The following is a 14695-nucleotide window of genomic DNA, read 5'->3' on the forward strand; positions in this document are numbered from 1 at the left end:
GGGGTCGCTTCACACGCCCCGCTCAGACGTCGTGGCCCAGCCGCATCCGAACGCCCACGACGTCGTCGAGCTCGATCCCCTCGGCCTTCCGGACGACCACCTTCAACGGCAGCAGATAGGTGCCGTCCTTGGGGAACAGCGCGGTGGTGAAGGTGGTCGCACCGATGGTGGCGGTGACGGCGACCTGGCCCCAGTACTCCAGTCCCTTGGCGTCCTCTTTGAGGTCCTCGGCATCCTCGACCGGCATGGGCACGTAGTAGAACGGCGCCGGCCCACGCCACTCGATGACGGCTCCTTCGAAGGCGTACTCCACTGCTTACTCAGCCAGCTCGAAGTCGTCGAAGTCGAACCCGGGCGAGACCACGCAGGAGACGAGCGCGTCCTCGGCCGAGGGGACCGTACGCTGCCACACCCCCGCCGGCACGACGGCCTGCGGCACCTGCCCGGCCCCCAGATCCACCCCGACGAGCACGGTCTCGCCCTCGACCGGAGCCGAACCGGCGCCGCCGTACTGCAGGGAGACGACGCCGGTGTGCGCCAGCCAGATCTCGTCCGAGGTGACACGATGCCACGCGGACGACTCTCCGGCCAGGAGCCGGAAGTAGATCAGGGTCGCGGTCGGGCGTACCCGTCCGTCGGGCAGGGCGACGTTCTCGGCAGCAGCCCAGGTCTGGCGGAACGAGCCACCCTCTGGGTGCGGCGCGAGGTCGAGTGCAGAGGTGATGGGGTCAGCGGTCACCCGGCTCATTGTGCCGGGTCTGGTTGGCAGGGTCGTCGGGGAAGCGCGGGTCACCGAGCAGGTACTGCCAGATCAGGCCCGGCTTCTTGTGGGGCAGCGGCTTCGGGCCACCGACCGAGCGGTTCTCGAGCGCGTCGCACACCGCGTCGACGGGGCGGGCCAGGCGGCGTACGACCTTGCCGGAAAGGCCCGTGTGGGGGAGGCGGGGGTGCGGACGCGACGGCGCTCTGCGCTCGGCCGCCATGATCCGTTCCGCGACGAGCAGGAGGACGTCGTCGGAGGCCTCCTCCTCGAGGTGCACGACCATCTCGTCCTCCTTCTCCTCCTGAGCGTCGAGCGCCTTCTCGACCTCGTCCCACAGCGTCGACCACGAGTGGGTGGTCTCCCAGGTGGAGCCGTACTCGTGCGCCTTCACGTGGAAGACCAGCACCTCCAGGTGCCGCGCGGTGGGGAGATAGTCATGGACCAGACCGTCGCCGCCCTCGCAGTTGGCGGAGACCGCGGGCAGCAGCGCCTCGTCCACCGCGTGCAGGTATCGAGACGTACCGGCGTTGAACTGGTCGATCGGTGGGCAGCCCCGTCGGGTCTGCTCGGGCCTGGCGATGATGCTGCGCGCGTGGGCCAGGCGCCCAGAGAGCTCGTCGTGCTTGCGCCGCAGCTCGTCCTGCAACACGGTCGTGGTGGCCATCTGCCTCACCTCGGCTGATAGGGGTCCACCTTCCAGAATGCGCCCCTTCTCGCCGCGGCGCAACAGGCAATCAGACGTCGGCCGGCCGCTCGTTGTAGACGCCGGCCGCCTCCTGGCCACTCAGCACGGCGATCGCCGCCATCACCTCGTCGGTGATGACCCGGCGGGCCTTGCCGAGAGGTACGCCGTCGAAGCGGCCCGCCACCTGGATCGGCTGCCCGAACTCGACCGTGACCTTCGCCAGGCGCGGCAGGCTCGACCCCACCGGCTGGAGCTCTGCGGTGCCCCGCAGGCCCACCGGCACGACAGGTGCGCCGGCGGTCAGCGCGAGGTGCGCCACCCCCGTACGTCCGCGGTAGAGCCGCCCGTCGCGCGAACGGGTGCCCTCCGGGTAGATCCCGAACGCCTCGCCCTTGCCGAGGACCTCGAGAGCGACCTCCAAGGAGCCGAGCGCGGCCTGCGGGTCGTCGCGGTCCACCGGCAGCATCCCCATGCCCTCGAACCAGGCCTTCTGCGCAGCGCCCTTGAGGCCGGTGCCGGTGAAGTAGTCGGACTTGGCCAGGAAGTGCACCGGCCGGGGCGAGACCGAGGGGATCACGATCGAGTCGGCGAAACTGAGGTGGTTGCTGGCCAGGATCACGCCACCGGTGCGAGGGACGTTCTCCGCCCCCGTCACCGTGGGGCGCCAGACGGCCCGTAGAAGGGGTGGCACGACGGCGTGGAGGACGCGATACATCACGTGCTCATCGTAGGCGGCAGCCACAGCGCCTCGCGCAGGTCCACCGCCCCCGAGACGCGACGCGGGGTGCCCTCCTCGAGATAGGCCTGCCGGGCCTCCTCGCCGTGGGAGGCGGGGAGCGAGCCGTCGGCCCGCACCACCCGCCACCACGGCATCCCGGCACCTTCGCGCGCCATCACGGAGCCGACCTGTCGCGGACCGCCCCCGAACTCGTCGAAGAGGGCGTCCGCGATCGCTCCGTACGTCGTCACCTGCCCGCGTGGGATCTGGTCGACAAGACGCAGCACGGCCTCTACGTACGCCTCCCGGTCCGTCATGCCACTACTTTCGCTGGTCGAGCCCCGCGAGCGCCAGCGAGCGGGTGTCGACCAGCAGCGTGCTCAGAGGATGGGGCTGAACGGCTCCGTGCCCTTGACCAGACGCAGCCCGGAGATGCCCGAGCTCGCCTGGGCGAACTTCAGCTCGAGATCCATGTCACCGATGTTGTTGGACGCCGGCAGCGGGAGCAGGCCCAGGGTCGACAGGGTGCCGACGGCCTGGCCGTCGGCGTTCAGGAAGCCGGAGCCGGAGTCGCCGGGGATGCCCGGGGTGAGGTTGTAGAGCGGGTGCGACCAGCGGGTGCCGTTGACGCTGTCCCCGAGGGAGAGGCCGATCTTCGGCGAGAGCAGGTCGAGGTCGGCGCGCACCGAGGAGTTGCCGTAGGAGTAGACCTTGTCGCCGGCCGCGGTGCCGTCGGTGTCGACGCCGGTCGGGCCGCCCCAGATCGGGACGCTCGGGTTGACCTTGCCCTTGTCGGCGGCGTCGACCTTGACCAGAGCGAAGTCGTTGTAGGCGCAGGTGTTCGCGTCCTTGGTGCCCTGCTTCTTCATGGTCAGCCAGGAGGAGTACGCCAGCTTCCCCTTGCCCAGGACGGTGCCCTCGCCCAGCAACGACCCGCCCTCGTTGAAGGTCACCGGCGTGCCCAGCGGGAGCGACTCTGCCGCGCAGCCGTTGGTGTCGGTGGCCTCGCCGAGACCTGCACAGTGGGCGGCGTAGCCGACGTAGACGTTCGAGGAGGAGTCGGCGAAGACGAAGTTGGCGGTGCACTGGGCGCCCTGGGTGTACATCTGCACGCCCGGGGTGATGGTGGCCGTGTCGGCCGGCGCCCAGGCGTGGGCCGGAGCCGGGATCAGAGCGGGCACGAGAGCGGCGGTCAGCGTGCCGGCAGCGATGGCTGCGGCGCGGCGTACCGAACGACGGGTGCGGAGCATGTGGGGGCCTCGTTCCTTAGGTGATGTGACTCACAAGTAACGACGACCGGTGGCCGGGGGTTACGGCACCGCCACGACGACGGTGTTGCCTTGGAAGGAGGTGCCGTCCCAGTCGTCGCACGTCACCACCACCAGCCTCGGCTCCCCGTCGGGGTCGAAGAGCTTCGTGCTCCGCTCGGCGACCTGCTCCTTGGAGAGGTCTCGAACAGACCGGACCGTGTAGCTGAACTCGTCGTTCTTGGTCCGCACGACGATCTCCTCGCCCTCCTTGACCTCGCCCAGCCGGTCGAGGATGCCGCCACCGTTGTGCAGGGTGTGGCCGACGATCAGCACCGAGCCGTCGTCCGCTCCAGGCTTGGCGCCGCCCTTCCACCAGCCCATGAGCGAGGCGTCTGCGGGCGGGGTGAGCGTGCCGTCCTCCATCGCCAGCGGCACCACGTCGGCGTGGACGTTGAGCGCGGGGATGGAGACGCCGCGTACCTTGCCCTTCTTCTTCGGCACCTCGGCCAGGGCGTCGGCCGGGATCGAGGAGGTGGTCGCCGGCGGGGTCGAGCTGGTCGTCGTGGCCTCGTCGATCTTGATGTAGTAGTCGTAGGCGGCATACCCGAGCACCGCGACCGCGACCACCAAGACGACGACGAAGATCTCCCCGACGAAGGTCCTCAGGCTGGGTGCGCGCCTGCGAGGACGGGGAGGATCTGGGTGGGGGTAGCCATGGCTCACTCGGCCGAGCGTGCCACAGCCTCAGCCCGGCGGCGTCGGACGGCCAGCCCGATGCCTGCTCCCATCAGCAGCGCACCGACCCCCGCGAAGACATACGAGGGAGGTACGCCGCGGGTCGGGTCCGCGACGTTCGACTCCAGCCGATCCGGGTCGATCGTCGACCCGACCGCCGCGCCGGAGACCGGCTCCGGGGCCTGGTCGCTCGCGTTGGCAGGGGCGCCGAGAAGAAGTCCGCCGGCCAGAGTGGCACCGGCGAGCGTCGCGCTGAGACGAGCGCGTGTGAACAACGTCGATTCCTCCGAGGTTCGGGCATTGATGCAACTCCGCCCCCCGCAGCTGCGCTGCAAAACTATCGGGTACGCCCCGCACAGATAAAGCCAGCGGCGGCCCCAGAGGGGCCACCGCTGGCCAACAGTTCAGTAACCCGGATCAGTACGACGGCTGGCTCGGGTCGATCTGGTTGACCCACGCCACCACGCCACCGCCGACGTGGACCGCGTCCGCGTAGCCGGCGCCCTTGGCGATCGCGAGCACCTCGGCGCTGCGTACGCCGCTCTTGCAGTGGAACACGAGCGGCTTGGCACCGTCACCGGTGAGCTCGGCGACCTGCGGGATCGCGTTGCCGTTGAGGAACTCGCCCTTGGGGATGAGGACCGCGCCGGGGATCTTGTTGATCTCGTACTCGTTCGGCTCGCGCACGTCGACGAGGACGAAGTCGCGGCTGTTCTCCTCGCGCTCCTTGATCATCTCGGCGAGCTGGGTGACCGAGATGGTGGAGCCGGCCGCGGCGTCGGCCGCCTCGGTGGAGAGCGCACCGCAGAAGGCGTCGTAGTCGATCAGGTCGGTGACCGTCGGGTTCTCGCCGCACAGCGCGCAGTTGGGGTCCTTGCGGACCTTCAGCTTGCGGTACTCCATCTCGAGGGCGTCGTAGATCATCAGCTTGCCGACGAGCGGCTCACCGATGCCGGTCAGCATCTTGATGGCCTCGTTGACCTGGATGCTCCCGATGCTCGCGCAGAGGACGCCGAGCACGCCGCCCTCGGCGCACGAGGGGACCATGCCCGGGGGCGGGGGCTCCGGGTAGAGGCAGCGGTAGCAGGGCGCGTCCTCGCCGATCGTCGGCGCGAAGACCGACGCCTGGCCGTCGAAGCGGTAGATCGAGCCCCAGACGTACGGGATGCCCAGGAAGTAGGCCGCGTCGTTGACCATGTAGCGGGTCGCGAAGTTGTCGGTGCCGTCGACGATCAGGTCGTAGCCGGTGAAGATCTCGCGCACGTTGTCGTTGTCGAGGCGTACGTCGTGCAGCACGATGTCGACGTACGGGTTCACCTCCCTGATCGCCGCCGCGGCCGAGTCGGCCTTCGGCTGGCCGACCGTCGACTGCTTGTGGATGATCTGGCGCTGCAGGTTGGACTCGTCGACCTCGTCGAACTCGACGATGCCGAGGGTGCCGACACCGGCCGCGGCCAGGTAGAGCAGGGCGGGCGAGCCGAGACCACCGGCACCGATGACCAGCACCTTGGCGTTCTTCAGGCGCTTCTGCCCGTCCATGCCGACATCGGGGATGATGAGGTGGCGGCTGTAGCGGCGCACCTCGTCGATCGTCAGCTCGTCAGCGGGCTCCACGAGCGGGGCTAGGGACACAACGGCTCCTCAGTTCGGACGTACGTATGCCTGCTTGAACACCGCAGGCACTTCTCCATGTTCCCTCATCTGTGGACGAGGCAACGACGCGTCCCGCGATCCGAGTACCAGCGGGTAGGCTGCGGGGGTGACCACGCACCAATCCGAGCTCGACCCCACTCGACCGCGAGGGGCGCGACTGCCCCGCACGGAGCGACGAGCCCAGCTTCTCGAATCCGCTCTCGAGGTCTTCGTCGCCTACGGCTTCCACGCCGCCGCGATGGATGACATCGCCGAGAGGGCCGGAGTCTCGAAGCCCGTTCTCTACCAGCACTTCCCCGGCAAGCTGGACCTCTATCTGGCGCTGCTGGAGAAGTCCGCGAACGAGATCATCGATCGCACCCGCGAGGCCCTGGCGTCGACCGACGAGAACAAAGAGCGTGTGGCACGCACCGTCGAGGTCTTCTACGACTACGTGGCCTCCGAGTCCGGTGCCTTCCGGCTCGTCTTCGAGTCCGACCTGACCAACGACCCCGCCGTGCGCGAGCAGGTCGACCGGGTCACCAACGAGTGCGCCGAGGTGATCGCCGAGATCATCGCCGAGGACACCGGTTTCGCCCCCGCCGCCTCCCACCTGCTCGCCGTCGGCCTCGTCGGCCAGATCCAGGTCAGCGCGCGCTACTGGCTCCACGACAACGGCAACCTGTCCCAGGCCGACGCAGCCCGCCTGGTCGCCGGGCTCTCCTGGCGCGGCATCGGTGGCTACCCCAAGTCGGACTGACGTCGATCCGACGTTTTCCGCTCGTAGCGCAACGACGGGGTTCCTCACCTTCCGTGTGAGAGGATTCCGAAGCATTGATCGACCCATCGCAAGGAGGACCCGTGGAGGTCAAGATCGGCGTCCAGCAGGCCGCCCGTGAGCTCGTCGTAGAGACCGAGGAGTCCAGCGAGTCGGTGGAGAAGCTCATCGCCGACGCCCTCGGCGGAGGTGCTGTGCTCGCATTGACCGACAGCAAGGGCCGCAAGGTCATCGTCCCGACCGACAAGCTCGCCTACATCGAGATCGGTCCGGCCAAGGTCGGCAAGGTCGGCTTCGCCGGCTGAATCACTGGGGGATGTCCCTGATTTCGGGCGGCCAACTCTCGGATTGGGCCATGTCGCCCGTGCAATCACGTCCCAACAGGTGCACTATCGAGGGATAGGCGCATTCATGGCGTCCATCTCAACCTGAAGGGATTAGGCATGATCGGGACCATTCTCGTCACCCTCATCGGCGGCGTCGTCATCGGTTTGCTTGGCAAGTTCCTCGCCCCGGGCAGCCGGGACAACATTCCGTTCTGGCTCGTCGTGGTCTGCGGCATCGTCGGCATGCTCGTGGGTGGCTGGATCTACTACGCCATCTTCGGCGTGGCCGGCAACGTCGCGGGCAACCCCGACTACGACATGTGGAACACGTCCAAGGGCATCGACTGGTGGCGTCACCTCTGGCAGGTCGTCGTCGCCGCCATCGCGGTCGTCGTGGCCGCAGGTGTCACCGGAAAGTCCAAGGCCTGAGCCTCACCCAGGTCACAGCGAAGCGGTCCCGCCCCTCTGGGGTGGGACCGCTTCCGTTTTGTCGCGTGCGTGGTGGCCCGCCTCGTGTAACACGTCGTTCGTGGGACTACTCGCCTGTTATAACGACCGGATAGACCTACGAACGACGTGTTACATGGCGAGCGAGCGCGTCACCAGTTCGGTTGCGCCGGGGGCTGCGGCGACGCAACCCCCGGCGGCCGAACCACGTAGACGACCCGCCCGGAACGGGCCCAGGCGCGATCGAGCTCGCCGAGGTCGTACGTCGTGCGCACCTCCGCGTCGCTGGCGATCTTGTGGGAGGCGGGGTCGTGGACGACCGGGTCGCCCGACTCGTCGAAGCCGACCAGCACCAGCAGATGGCCGTTGGTGACATACCCCGCGCCGGTCAGCTCGCCCTCCCTGTGCGAGACGGCGAGCACCAGCGGGATCCCGGCCTCGACGAATCGCGCGGCCTCGGTGAAGGAGCGGAGCCTGGTGACGTACGCGACCAGCCCCCGCGCAGCCGCATAGGCGGTGTTGAAGGCCCAGTTGCCGGCACCGCCGAAGGACTCGTCGTAGACCTCCCGCACGGTGAACGGCACCTGCGGGTCTGGGGTGTCGTAGTCCACCCAGGCCGTCTCTTCGAGCGTCGGACCGACGCCCCAGTAGTCGGTGATCATCGCCGTCGAGGCGGCACTGCACCAGGACTGACCGCCGCCGTCCCAGTGCGGATAGCGGTCTCGATGGAGCTGCTGCGAATAGGCGGGTACGCCGCCCACGACCGTCCCACGGGACACCGCACCGGGCGCCGGCGCCGAGTCCCGGGCGTTCGCCGACGCCATCGCACCGAGCAGGCTCGTCCGCGGCAGGCTCGCAGCGGACCCGTGCAGGCTCAGCCGCAGCGAGAACGTCGTGAACCTGCGCCCGTCCCGCCCCACGATGGTGTCGTCGGCCGCGACCGCGACCGCGTCGTCCTGCCCGGCGACCGAGGTGGAGGTGAATGCCGGATCCGATGACCAGCGGGCCAGCACCAGCCAGCCGCTCCGCTCCCCCGACTCGGAAACCACTCGAGCCGCGACCTCCACCCACGTCCCGGGCGGTGTCACCACGTTCCAGGACGGGATCAGCTCGTCGAAAGAGAACCCGGGACTGACCTCGGGCGACGTCCACACACCGGCCTCGGGCGCGATCTCCGCGCCCGACCAGGCGGTCCAGAGGATCTCAGTGCTCAAGCCCGAGCTTGCCCATGCGCTCGACGTGACGCTGGGTGAGCCGGGTGATCATCTCGCCGATCGAGCCGAGGTCGAGACCAGGGATGTGGTCGCCGGTGATCAGCTCGCTGAGCCCCTCGCGGGTGGCGGCGACCTGCTGCGCCTGGGTGAGAGCCTCGCCCATGAGACGACGGCCCCACAGCGCCAGCCGGCCGCCGATGAGATGGTCACGCTCGATGCCGGCCCGGACCCGGTCCACGACGAAGTCGGCTCGGCCGACGTCCTCGAGGGTGGTCACCACGAGCTTGTGGGTCTCCTCGTCGAGGAAGCCGGCGACCTCACGGTAGAAGTCGTTGGCGAGCCCGTCACCGACGTACGCCTTGACCAGCGACTCCCACCAGTCCGCCGGCTTGGTGTGGATGTGGAACTCGTCGAAGCCGGCGCGCAGCGACTCCATCGCCGCGTACGAGTCGGCTCCGAGCTCCTCCAGCCGGTCGAGCACCGGCTGGATCTTGGCGTGCTGAGCGGCCGCCATGGCGAGCAGAGCCGTCTTGTCCTCCAGCGACGGCGCCATCTTGGCGTCGTCGGTCAACCGCTCGACGGCCGAGACCTCGCCATAGGCGACAGCTCCCAACAGGTCGATGACAGCAGCCTTGTAGACGGGATCACCGAAGGGATCCTGAGGACCCGCGAACTCTGACGATGCAACCACGGGAGAACCCTACCGATAGAATGGCGTTTGACCGACCCAGCACCGCTGATACTCAACTCCGTATCGCGGTGGTCTGGATCCCCGTATGTGCGCGGCGTGGCACTCGCTTGGCAAGCTCGAGACACCCGTGAGTCGCTCGCCGCATTCGATGAGACAAGCGAGTAGCGACGAAATCATGACGACGTTCAAGGACCTCGGTGTTCACCCCGAGATCTGCGCTCCGCTCGAGCGCAAAGGCATCACCACCCCCTTCGCCATCCAGGAGATGACCCTCTCGGTCGCTCTGCAGGGCACCGACCTGATCGGCCAGGCCCGCACCGGCTCCGGCAAGACGCTGGCGTTCGGCATCCCGGTCGTACAGCGCAGCGTGTCCCCCAAGGACCCGGACTACGTCGACCTGCCCCAGGGCAAGCCGCAGGCGCTGATCGTGGCACCGACCCGCGAGCTGGCCATGCAGGTCTCCGCCGAGATCTCGATGATCTCCGAGGACCGCGGCCTGCGTGTGCTGACCGTCTACGGCGGCGCCGGCTACGACCCCCAGCTCGACGCGCTCGAGAAGGGCGTCGACCTCGTGGTCGGCACCCCGGGCCGGCTGATCGACCTGGCCAACCGGAAGGTCCTCGACCTCTCCCACGTGCACGCCCTCGTCCTCGACGAGGCCGACGAGATGCTCGATCTCGGGTTCCTGCCCGACGTGGAGAAGCTGGTCACCCTCACCCCGGAGACCCGCCAGACCCTGCTCTTCTCGGCCACCATGCCGGGTGCGATCGTGGCGCTGGCCCGCTCCTACATGCGCCACCCGATGAACATCCGCGCCGAGTCCGCCAGCGAGCGCGAGACCGTGCCCGCGACCGCGCAGTTCGTCTACCAGGCCCACGACCTCGACAAGCCCGAGATGATCGGTCGCCTGCTGCAGTGCGAGGACCACGACAAGGTCGTCGTCTTCGCCCGCACCAAGCGCCAGGCTCAGCGGGTCGCCGACGACCTCGCCGACCGCGGCTTCCCGGCCTCTCCCCTGCACGGCGACATGCAGCAGGCCGCCCGTGAGCGGGTGATGCAGAAGTTCCGTGACGGCAAGGTCGAGGTCCTGGTGGCCACCGACGTCGCCGCCCGCGGCATCGACGTCACCGGCGTCTCCCACGTGGTCAACTACACCACCCCGGACGACGAGAAGACCTACGTCCACCGCATCGGCCGCACCGGCCGGGCGGGCGCCTCCGGCGTCGCGGTCACGTTCGTCGACTGGGCCGACCTGCACAAGTGGAAGATGATCAACAAGGCTCTCGACCTTCCCTTCGACGAGCCACAGGAGACCTACTCCTCCTCGGAGCACTTCCTCCACGACATGGGCATCCCGAAGGGCACCAAGGGCCGGATCAAGGCCGCGGCGCCCGCGAAGCCCAAGGACAAGGACTCTGACAAGGGCTCCGACAGGGGCTCCGACAGGGACGGCGAGAAGCGCGAGCGCGCCCCGCGCAACCGCGACCGTCAGCGCACGCGTTCCCGCAGCGGCCAGGTCGTCGACAAGGCCGCCGCTCCGGCAGCAGCCGAGACCGCGAAGCCCGCCGACGGCGAGTCCGAGGGCTCCGCTCCCCGGCGCCGCCGTCGCCGCCGCTCATCGAGCAGCTCGGCCCCCAAGGCGGACTGAGCTCGCCGGCCAGCGTGTTCCTTCGCCAACGCGAGGGAACCCGCTAGTGGCAACTAGTCCGTGACGACCACCTTGGTGCCGAGCCGCGCGAAGCGCCACATCGCCTTCGCGTCTGGCTCGGCCTGGCGGATGCACCCGTGCGACAGCGGGGTGCCGAGCTGGGCCCGGGACTGCACGCGCTTGCCCTTGTCGACCGGGATGTTGTGGAACCCGATCGCGGCGTTGGGTCCCCGGGTGAAGCGTACGAACCACTTCATCGTGCCCGAGTCGTCGATGCCTCTCGCATGCTTGGAGCGCGAGAAGACCCGGTAGGTGCCGGGCTTCAGGTTGTCGTAGACGCTGCCCGAGACCGGATAGGTACGCAGCGGCCGGTCGGCCGCGGACACGATCCAGACCCGCTGACGACTGATCGAGAAGACCGCCCGGCGGCCACTGCCGGAGTCGGCGGGGAGCATCTTCTCTGCGGCGGCGACCCAGGCGTCGACGTGGCGGCTGGTCACCGGCTCTCGTTGGCCCTCGTCCGGCCGGACCGGGGTGCGAGCCTCATCCCCTGCGCCCAGCTTCACGCCACCGCTGCTGTCGGCCATGCTGGGTCGGCCGTCGGCCGGAGGTTCGGCGATGACCTCCAACCCGCCATAGAGACCGGTCGCCGTCAGCAAGCACGCGGCTACGAGCATCTTGGCGCGTCGGAGGGGGCGAGGTCTCGTGTGCCGCCCGCCGCGGCTCACTTCTCCACCACGCGCCCGAGTCCGCATGCGAAATCCACATCGAACATCATCCAAACTCCGGTGACCGCAAGTCAACTGTCACACGACAGGCAGAAACCTCGGTTCCGCAGGTGGACCTGCGTCCTGATACCCGAGTCCGCCGCGCCCCGCGTGGTGGCAGGATTGCCCCATGTCGAACCCCACCTCCCTGGTCACCGGCGCGACCGCCGGCATCGGCCTGGCCTTCGCCCAGCAGCTCGCCGCCCGCGGCCATGATCTCGTCCTCGTCGCCCGCGACGAGGCCCGGCTCGACGCCGTCGCCAAGGACCTGGCGGACGCTCACGGCATCGGCGTCGAGGTGCTCCGCGCCGACCTGATCGACAGCGCCGACCTGGCCCGCGTCGAGGCACGCCTCGCCGACGCCGAGCACCCCGTCGACCTGCTGGTCAACAACGCCGGGCACGGCCTCAAGCACCGGTTCCTCGACAACACCGCCGACGAGGAGACCGCGATGGCGCAGGTGCTCGTCATCGCGCCGCTGCGCCTCTCCCACGCCGCGCTGGGCGCCCAGGTGGCCCGTGGCCGCGGCGGCATCATCAACGTGGGCTCCGTCGCCTCCTACCTGCCGCGCGGCACCTACTCGGCCGCCAAGGCGTGGATCAACTCGTTCACCGAGTGGGCCCACAACGAGTACGCCGGCAAGGGGATCAAGGTGATGGCCCTGTTGCCGGGGTTCACCAAGACCGAGTTCCACGAGCGTCTCGGCTCCGGTTACGACTCCGCCCCGGCATGGATGTGGCTCGATGTCGACGACCTGGTCCGTGAGGCTCTCGACGACTACGAGGGCGACAAGACCTTCTCGATCCCGAGCAAGCGCTACAAGGCCCTGGCCACTCTCGCGCGGACGGTCCCGACCGGCGTACTCCAGAAGTTTCAGTCCCTGGGTCGCAGGTAGCCGGGCGGCGCTCAAGCGTTCGCGATGAAGGTCGTGACCGCGTCGGCGACCATCTGGACGGCGATCGCCGAGAGCAGCAGACCGGCGATCCGGGTGATGAGCAGGACTCCGGACTCCTTGAGCACCTTCAGGATCGGGATGGAGAAGACCATCGCGACCAGAAGCGCGAGGTGGACGACGATGAGTCCGAGGCCGAGCCCGAAGGCGGTCCCGACGGAGTCGACCTCCTGGGTGAAGACCATGGTGGCGACGATCGCGCCGGGGCCGGCCAGGAGCGGGGTGCCGAGCGGCACCAGGGCCACGTTGGCTCCGGCGGCGGCGACGGGGTCGTCGAAGTTGTCGGTGAGCAGCTCGAGGGCGACCAGCAGCAGGAGCAGGCCGCCGGCGCACTGCAGCGCCTCGAGGGAGATGTGCAGGAAGTGCAGGATCGCCTGTCCGAACAGCGCGAAGATCGTGATCACCAGGAAGGAGACGGCGACCGCGAGGACGGCCGCGCGGCGCTGCTTGGCCGGTGACTGACCGGCGGTGAGCGACAGGAAGATCGGGATCGTGCCGACCGGGTCCATGATCACGAAGAGCGTCACGAACGTGGAGACGAAGATCTCGGTCACCGTACGACCTCGGGGGTGGTGCGTCCGGAGGCGGCCGAGGCTGCGGCGGCTCGCTCCAGGAGCCGCTCGTACTCGGCTGGTGCAGTGGTGTTCACTCCCAGATGGTGACCCACCTTCCCGGTGCCGTGGTAATCGCTGGAACCGGTCACCACGAGGTCGAGATTGCGGGCGATCACCCGCAGCTTCTCGCGCACTTCAGGGGTGTGATCCTGGTGGTCGACCTCGAGCCCGGACAGGCCCGCGTCGACCAGCGCGGAGATGGCCGCCTCGTCCGGCTGCTGGTGTCCGGAACGGCCCCAGGGGTGGGCGATCACGGTCACCCCGCCGGCCGCGGCGACGGTGCGGATCATCGGCTCGAGCGGGGCTGCGTAACGGTTGACGTACGCAGGCTTCCCTGCCCCCAGGTAGCGGTTGAACGCCTCGTCGCGACTGCGCACGTACCCCTTGGCGACGAGTGCGTCGGCCAGGTGTGGACGCCCCGAGGCCGCAGCATCACCGGAGACGGCGGCGACGTCCTCGAGGGACACCTCGATGCCGAGCCCCATCAGCCGGTCCAGCATCAGCGGAAGCCGTCCGTCGCGGCCCACGAGGACGCGAGCGAGCTCCTCGACCAGGGGCGGGTAGGTCCGGTCGGGCAGGTAGGCCAGCAGGTGCACGCCGTGGCCGGCGAGGCCGGTGCTGATCTCCATGCCACGCACCAGCTCGATCCCCACCTCCGTCGCAGCGGTGGCCGCCTCGTCCCAGCTGCCGGCGGTGTCGTGGTCGGTGATCGCGACGACGTCGAGCCCGGCAGCCTTGGCCGCCTGGACCAGCTCGGTGGGCGAATCGGTCCCGTCACTCACCCGCGAGTGAGTATGGAGGTCGATGCGCACCAGACCATTCTAGTCGTCCCACCAGGATCCGCTGGTCCCGCCGAAGGGCAGCTCGACCATCTGGACGCCGAGATCTCCGGCCTGGCGCAGGTGCCAGCCGTCCTGGAGCATCAACATCGCTGTGGCAGGCCGGAAGACGAGCCACAGCCAGCGGCCGGCCGCCTCGCCGACCATCACCGATCGCTCCCACTCCTCGGCCCCGTTGGTCCACTGGGTGATCGGCCACAGCGGGACCATCTGCCCGCCGACGCGAACTCTCGTGGTGGGCGGGCCGACGCAGGCGTCGGCGCCGGGATCGGGACCGTCCGTACGCGCGCACCGAGCGCCCAGCCCGACGCCGGCCTCCTCGGTGACGACGGTCAGCTCCACCGGTCCGTCGTCGGGGGTCACCCCGGTCCACGTGAGCAGCGTGGCCGCTCCCTTGCCCTCGTCGCCGACCACCGCGAGATCAGCGATCGACCAGCCGTCGGCGACCGGCCAGGGCACATAGGTGGGCACGTCACCGGCCAGGGAGAGCACCTGGACCAGATCCTCGTAGGACGCCTTGTCCGTACGCCACAACGGAGCCACCACGCCGTGCTCGGGGCACGACCGGCCACCGCCGGCACCGATGCTCGCCACCGGCGTCGAGCAGCGTGGACAGCCAACCGCTAGGGCCACCCC

General features: G+C 69.1%; 20 protein-coding genes. 5 read left to right on the forward strand and 15 right to left on the reverse strand.

Translation table 11 applies throughout. From position 1 onward, the window contains the following. Nucleotides 1-22: 22 nt before the first annotated feature. From IEY84_RS07835 to moeZ, 9 genes are all read right to left on the reverse strand, one after another. Complete coding sequence (locus IEY84_RS07835) at nucleotides 23-313, reverse strand: DUF1905 domain-containing protein (protein ID WP_183543999.1); 291 nt, start codon at nucleotides 311-313, stop codon at nucleotides 23-25. A gap of 3 nt (nucleotides 314-316) precedes the next feature. Further along, nucleotides 317-748, reverse strand: coding sequence for a cupin domain-containing protein (locus IEY84_RS07840; protein WP_183544002.1), 432 nt, complete (start codon nucleotides 746-748; stop codon nucleotides 317-319). Next, nucleotides 729-1427 (reverse strand): hypothetical protein, encoded by a 699-nt coding sequence (locus tag IEY84_RS07845; RefSeq protein ID WP_183544004.1) that lies wholly within the window; start codon nucleotides 1425-1427, stop codon nucleotides 729-731. The genes IEY84_RS07840 and IEY84_RS07845 overlap by 20 nt, the downstream gene beginning before the upstream one ends. Nucleotides 1428-1497: 70 nt before the next feature. Then, the gene (locus IEY84_RS07850) at nucleotides 1498-2163 is read right to left on the reverse strand and encodes a lysophospholipid acyltransferase family protein (protein WP_183544506.1); all 666 of its coding nucleotides are present in this window, start codon (nucleotides 2161-2163) and stop codon (nucleotides 1498-1500) included. Continuing rightward, nucleotides 2163-2483, reverse strand: coding sequence for an MGMT family protein (locus IEY84_RS07855; RefSeq protein ID WP_183544006.1), 321 nt, complete (start codon nucleotides 2481-2483; stop codon nucleotides 2163-2165). The genes IEY84_RS07850 and IEY84_RS07855 overlap by 1 nt, the downstream gene beginning before the upstream one ends. A 63-nt stretch (nucleotides 2484-2546) precedes the next feature. After that, complete coding sequence (locus tag IEY84_RS07860; RefSeq protein WP_183544008.1) at nucleotides 2547-3416, reverse strand: S1 family serine peptidase; 870 nt, start codon at nucleotides 3414-3416, stop codon at nucleotides 2547-2549. A 60-nt stretch (nucleotides 3417-3476) separates the two neighbouring features. Continuing rightward, nucleotides 3477-4139: a class F sortase gene (locus IEY84_RS07865; protein ID WP_183544010.1), complete on the reverse strand. Its 663-nt coding sequence runs from the start codon at nucleotides 4137-4139 to the stop codon at nucleotides 3477-3479. Further along, nucleotides 4136-4426 (reverse strand): hypothetical protein, encoded by a 291-nt coding sequence (locus tag IEY84_RS07870; RefSeq protein ID WP_183544012.1) that lies wholly within the window; start codon nucleotides 4424-4426, stop codon nucleotides 4136-4138. The genes IEY84_RS07865 and IEY84_RS07870 overlap by 4 nt, the downstream gene beginning before the upstream one ends. A gap of 142 nt (nucleotides 4427-4568) precedes the next feature. Then, nucleotides 4569-5783 carry an adenylyltransferase/sulfurtransferase MoeZ gene (moeZ, locus tag IEY84_RS07875; RefSeq protein WP_183544014.1) on the reverse strand — a complete coding sequence of 405 codons (1215 nt, stop codon included), beginning with the start codon at nucleotides 5781-5783 and terminating at the stop codon, nucleotides 4569-4571. 127 nt (nucleotides 5784-5910) lie between these two features. Here moeZ and IEY84_RS07880 point away from each other — a divergent pair, with 127 nt between their 5' ends. The 3 genes from IEY84_RS07880 to IEY84_RS07890 all read left to right on the forward strand — a co-directional run bounded on the left by IEY84_RS07880 (nucleotide 5911) and on the right by IEY84_RS07890 (nucleotide 7316). Then, the gene (locus tag IEY84_RS07880; protein WP_183544016.1) at nucleotides 5911-6543 is read left to right on the forward strand and encodes a TetR/AcrR family transcriptional regulator; all 633 of its coding nucleotides are present in this window, start codon (nucleotides 5911-5913) and stop codon (nucleotides 6541-6543) included. Between the two features lie 101 nt (nucleotides 6544-6644). Beyond that, on the forward strand, nucleotides 6645-6866 hold the full coding sequence (locus tag IEY84_RS07885; RefSeq protein WP_183544018.1) for a DUF3107 domain-containing protein: 222 nt from the start codon (nucleotides 6645-6647) through the stop codon (nucleotides 6864-6866). Between the two features lie 138 nt (nucleotides 6867-7004). Beyond that, complete coding sequence (locus IEY84_RS07890) at nucleotides 7005-7316, forward strand: hypothetical protein (RefSeq protein ID WP_183544020.1); 312 nt, start codon at nucleotides 7005-7007, stop codon at nucleotides 7314-7316. Nucleotides 7317-7486: 170 nt separating this feature from the next. Here the strand turns inward: IEY84_RS07890 and IEY84_RS07895 are convergent, their stop codons facing one another. Both IEY84_RS07895 and IEY84_RS07900 read right to left on the reverse strand, forming a co-directional pair. Further along, nucleotides 7487-8548: a C39 family peptidase gene (locus IEY84_RS07895; protein ID WP_183544022.1), complete on the reverse strand. Its 1062-nt coding sequence runs from the start codon at nucleotides 8546-8548 to the stop codon at nucleotides 7487-7489. Further along, nucleotides 8538-9239, reverse strand: coding sequence for a ferritin-like fold-containing protein (locus IEY84_RS07900; protein WP_183544024.1), 702 nt, complete (start codon nucleotides 9237-9239; stop codon nucleotides 8538-8540). The genes IEY84_RS07895 and IEY84_RS07900 overlap by 11 nt, the downstream gene beginning before the upstream one ends. 175 nt (nucleotides 9240-9414) lie before the next feature. Between IEY84_RS07900 and IEY84_RS07905 the strand changes: the two genes are divergently transcribed. Beyond that, nucleotides 9415-10887: a DEAD/DEAH box helicase gene (locus IEY84_RS07905; protein WP_183544026.1), complete on the forward strand. Its 1473-nt coding sequence runs from the start codon at nucleotides 9415-9417 to the stop codon at nucleotides 10885-10887. A gap of 53 nt (nucleotides 10888-10940) precedes the next feature. On the opposite strand, the gene IEY84_RS07910 is transcribed toward IEY84_RS07905, so the two are convergent. After that, nucleotides 10941-11564: a L,D-transpeptidase gene (locus tag IEY84_RS07910; protein ID WP_183544028.1), complete on the reverse strand. Its 624-nt coding sequence runs from the start codon at nucleotides 11562-11564 to the stop codon at nucleotides 10941-10943. 220 nt (nucleotides 11565-11784) lie between these two features. Between IEY84_RS07910 and IEY84_RS07915 the strand changes: the two genes are divergently transcribed. Further along, the gene (locus tag IEY84_RS07915; RefSeq protein ID WP_183544030.1) at nucleotides 11785-12549 is read left to right on the forward strand and encodes an SDR family NAD(P)-dependent oxidoreductase; all 765 of its coding nucleotides are present in this window, start codon (nucleotides 11785-11787) and stop codon (nucleotides 12547-12549) included. 11 nt (nucleotides 12550-12560) lie between these two features. Here the strand turns inward: IEY84_RS07915 and IEY84_RS07920 are convergent, their stop codons facing one another. The 3 genes from IEY84_RS07920 to IEY84_RS07930 are packed head-to-tail and all read right to left on the reverse strand — an operon-like array spanning nucleotide 12561 to nucleotide 14692. Continuing rightward, entirely contained in the window at nucleotides 12561-13160 is a 600-nt protein-coding gene (locus tag IEY84_RS07920) for a MarC family protein (RefSeq protein ID WP_183544032.1), read from the reverse strand. After that, nucleotides 13157-14032 (reverse strand): PHP domain-containing protein, encoded by an 876-nt coding sequence (locus IEY84_RS07925; RefSeq protein ID WP_183544034.1) that lies wholly within the window; start codon nucleotides 14030-14032, stop codon nucleotides 13157-13159. The genes IEY84_RS07920 and IEY84_RS07925 overlap by 4 nt, the downstream gene beginning before the upstream one ends. Before the next feature lie 9 nt (nucleotides 14033-14041). Next, complete coding sequence (locus tag IEY84_RS07930) at nucleotides 14042-14692, reverse strand: DUF6758 family protein (protein ID WP_183544035.1); 651 nt, start codon at nucleotides 14690-14692, stop codon at nucleotides 14042-14044. Nucleotides 14693-14695: the final 3 nt, after the last annotated feature.

Origin of the sequence: Nocardioides albus (assembly GCF_014648255.1) — a bacterium.
Taxonomy (GTDB): Bacteria; Actinomycetota; Actinomycetes; order Propionibacteriales; family Nocardioidaceae; genus Nocardioides; species Nocardioides albus.

Coding starts and splice junctions, on each gene's coding strand:
- IEY84_RS07845 (WP_183544004.1), bottom strand. CDS start 1,427: ATGGCCACCACGACCGTGTTGCAGGACGAGCTGCGGCGCAAGCACGAC.
- IEY84_RS07910 (WP_183544028.1), bottom strand. CDS start 11,564: ATGCTCGTAGCCGCGTGCTTGCTGACGGCGACCGGTCTCTATGGCGGG.
- IEY84_RS07840 (WP_183544002.1), bottom strand. CDS start 748: ATGAGCCGGGTGACCGCTGACCCCATCACCTCTGCACTCGACCTCGCG.
- IEY84_RS07915 (WP_183544030.1), top strand. CDS start 11,785: ATGTCGAACCCCACCTCCCTGGTCACCGGCGCGACCGCCGGCATCGGC.
- IEY84_RS07860 (WP_183544008.1), bottom strand. CDS start 3,416: ATGCTCCGCACCCGTCGTTCGGTACGCCGCGCCGCAGCCATCGCTGCC.
- IEY84_RS07850 (WP_183544506.1), bottom strand. CDS start 2,163: ATGTATCGCGTCCTCCACGCCGTCGTGCCACCCCTTCTACGGGCCGTC.
- IEY84_RS07855 (WP_183544006.1), bottom strand. CDS start 2,483: ATGACGGACCGGGAGGCGTACGTAGAGGCCGTGCTGCGTCTTGTCGAC.
- IEY84_RS07890 (WP_183544020.1), top strand. CDS start 7,005: ATGATCGGGACCATTCTCGTCACCCTCATCGGCGGCGTCGTCATCGGT.
- IEY84_RS07905 (WP_183544026.1), top strand. CDS start 9,415: ATGACGACGTTCAAGGACCTCGGTGTTCACCCCGAGATCTGCGCTCCG.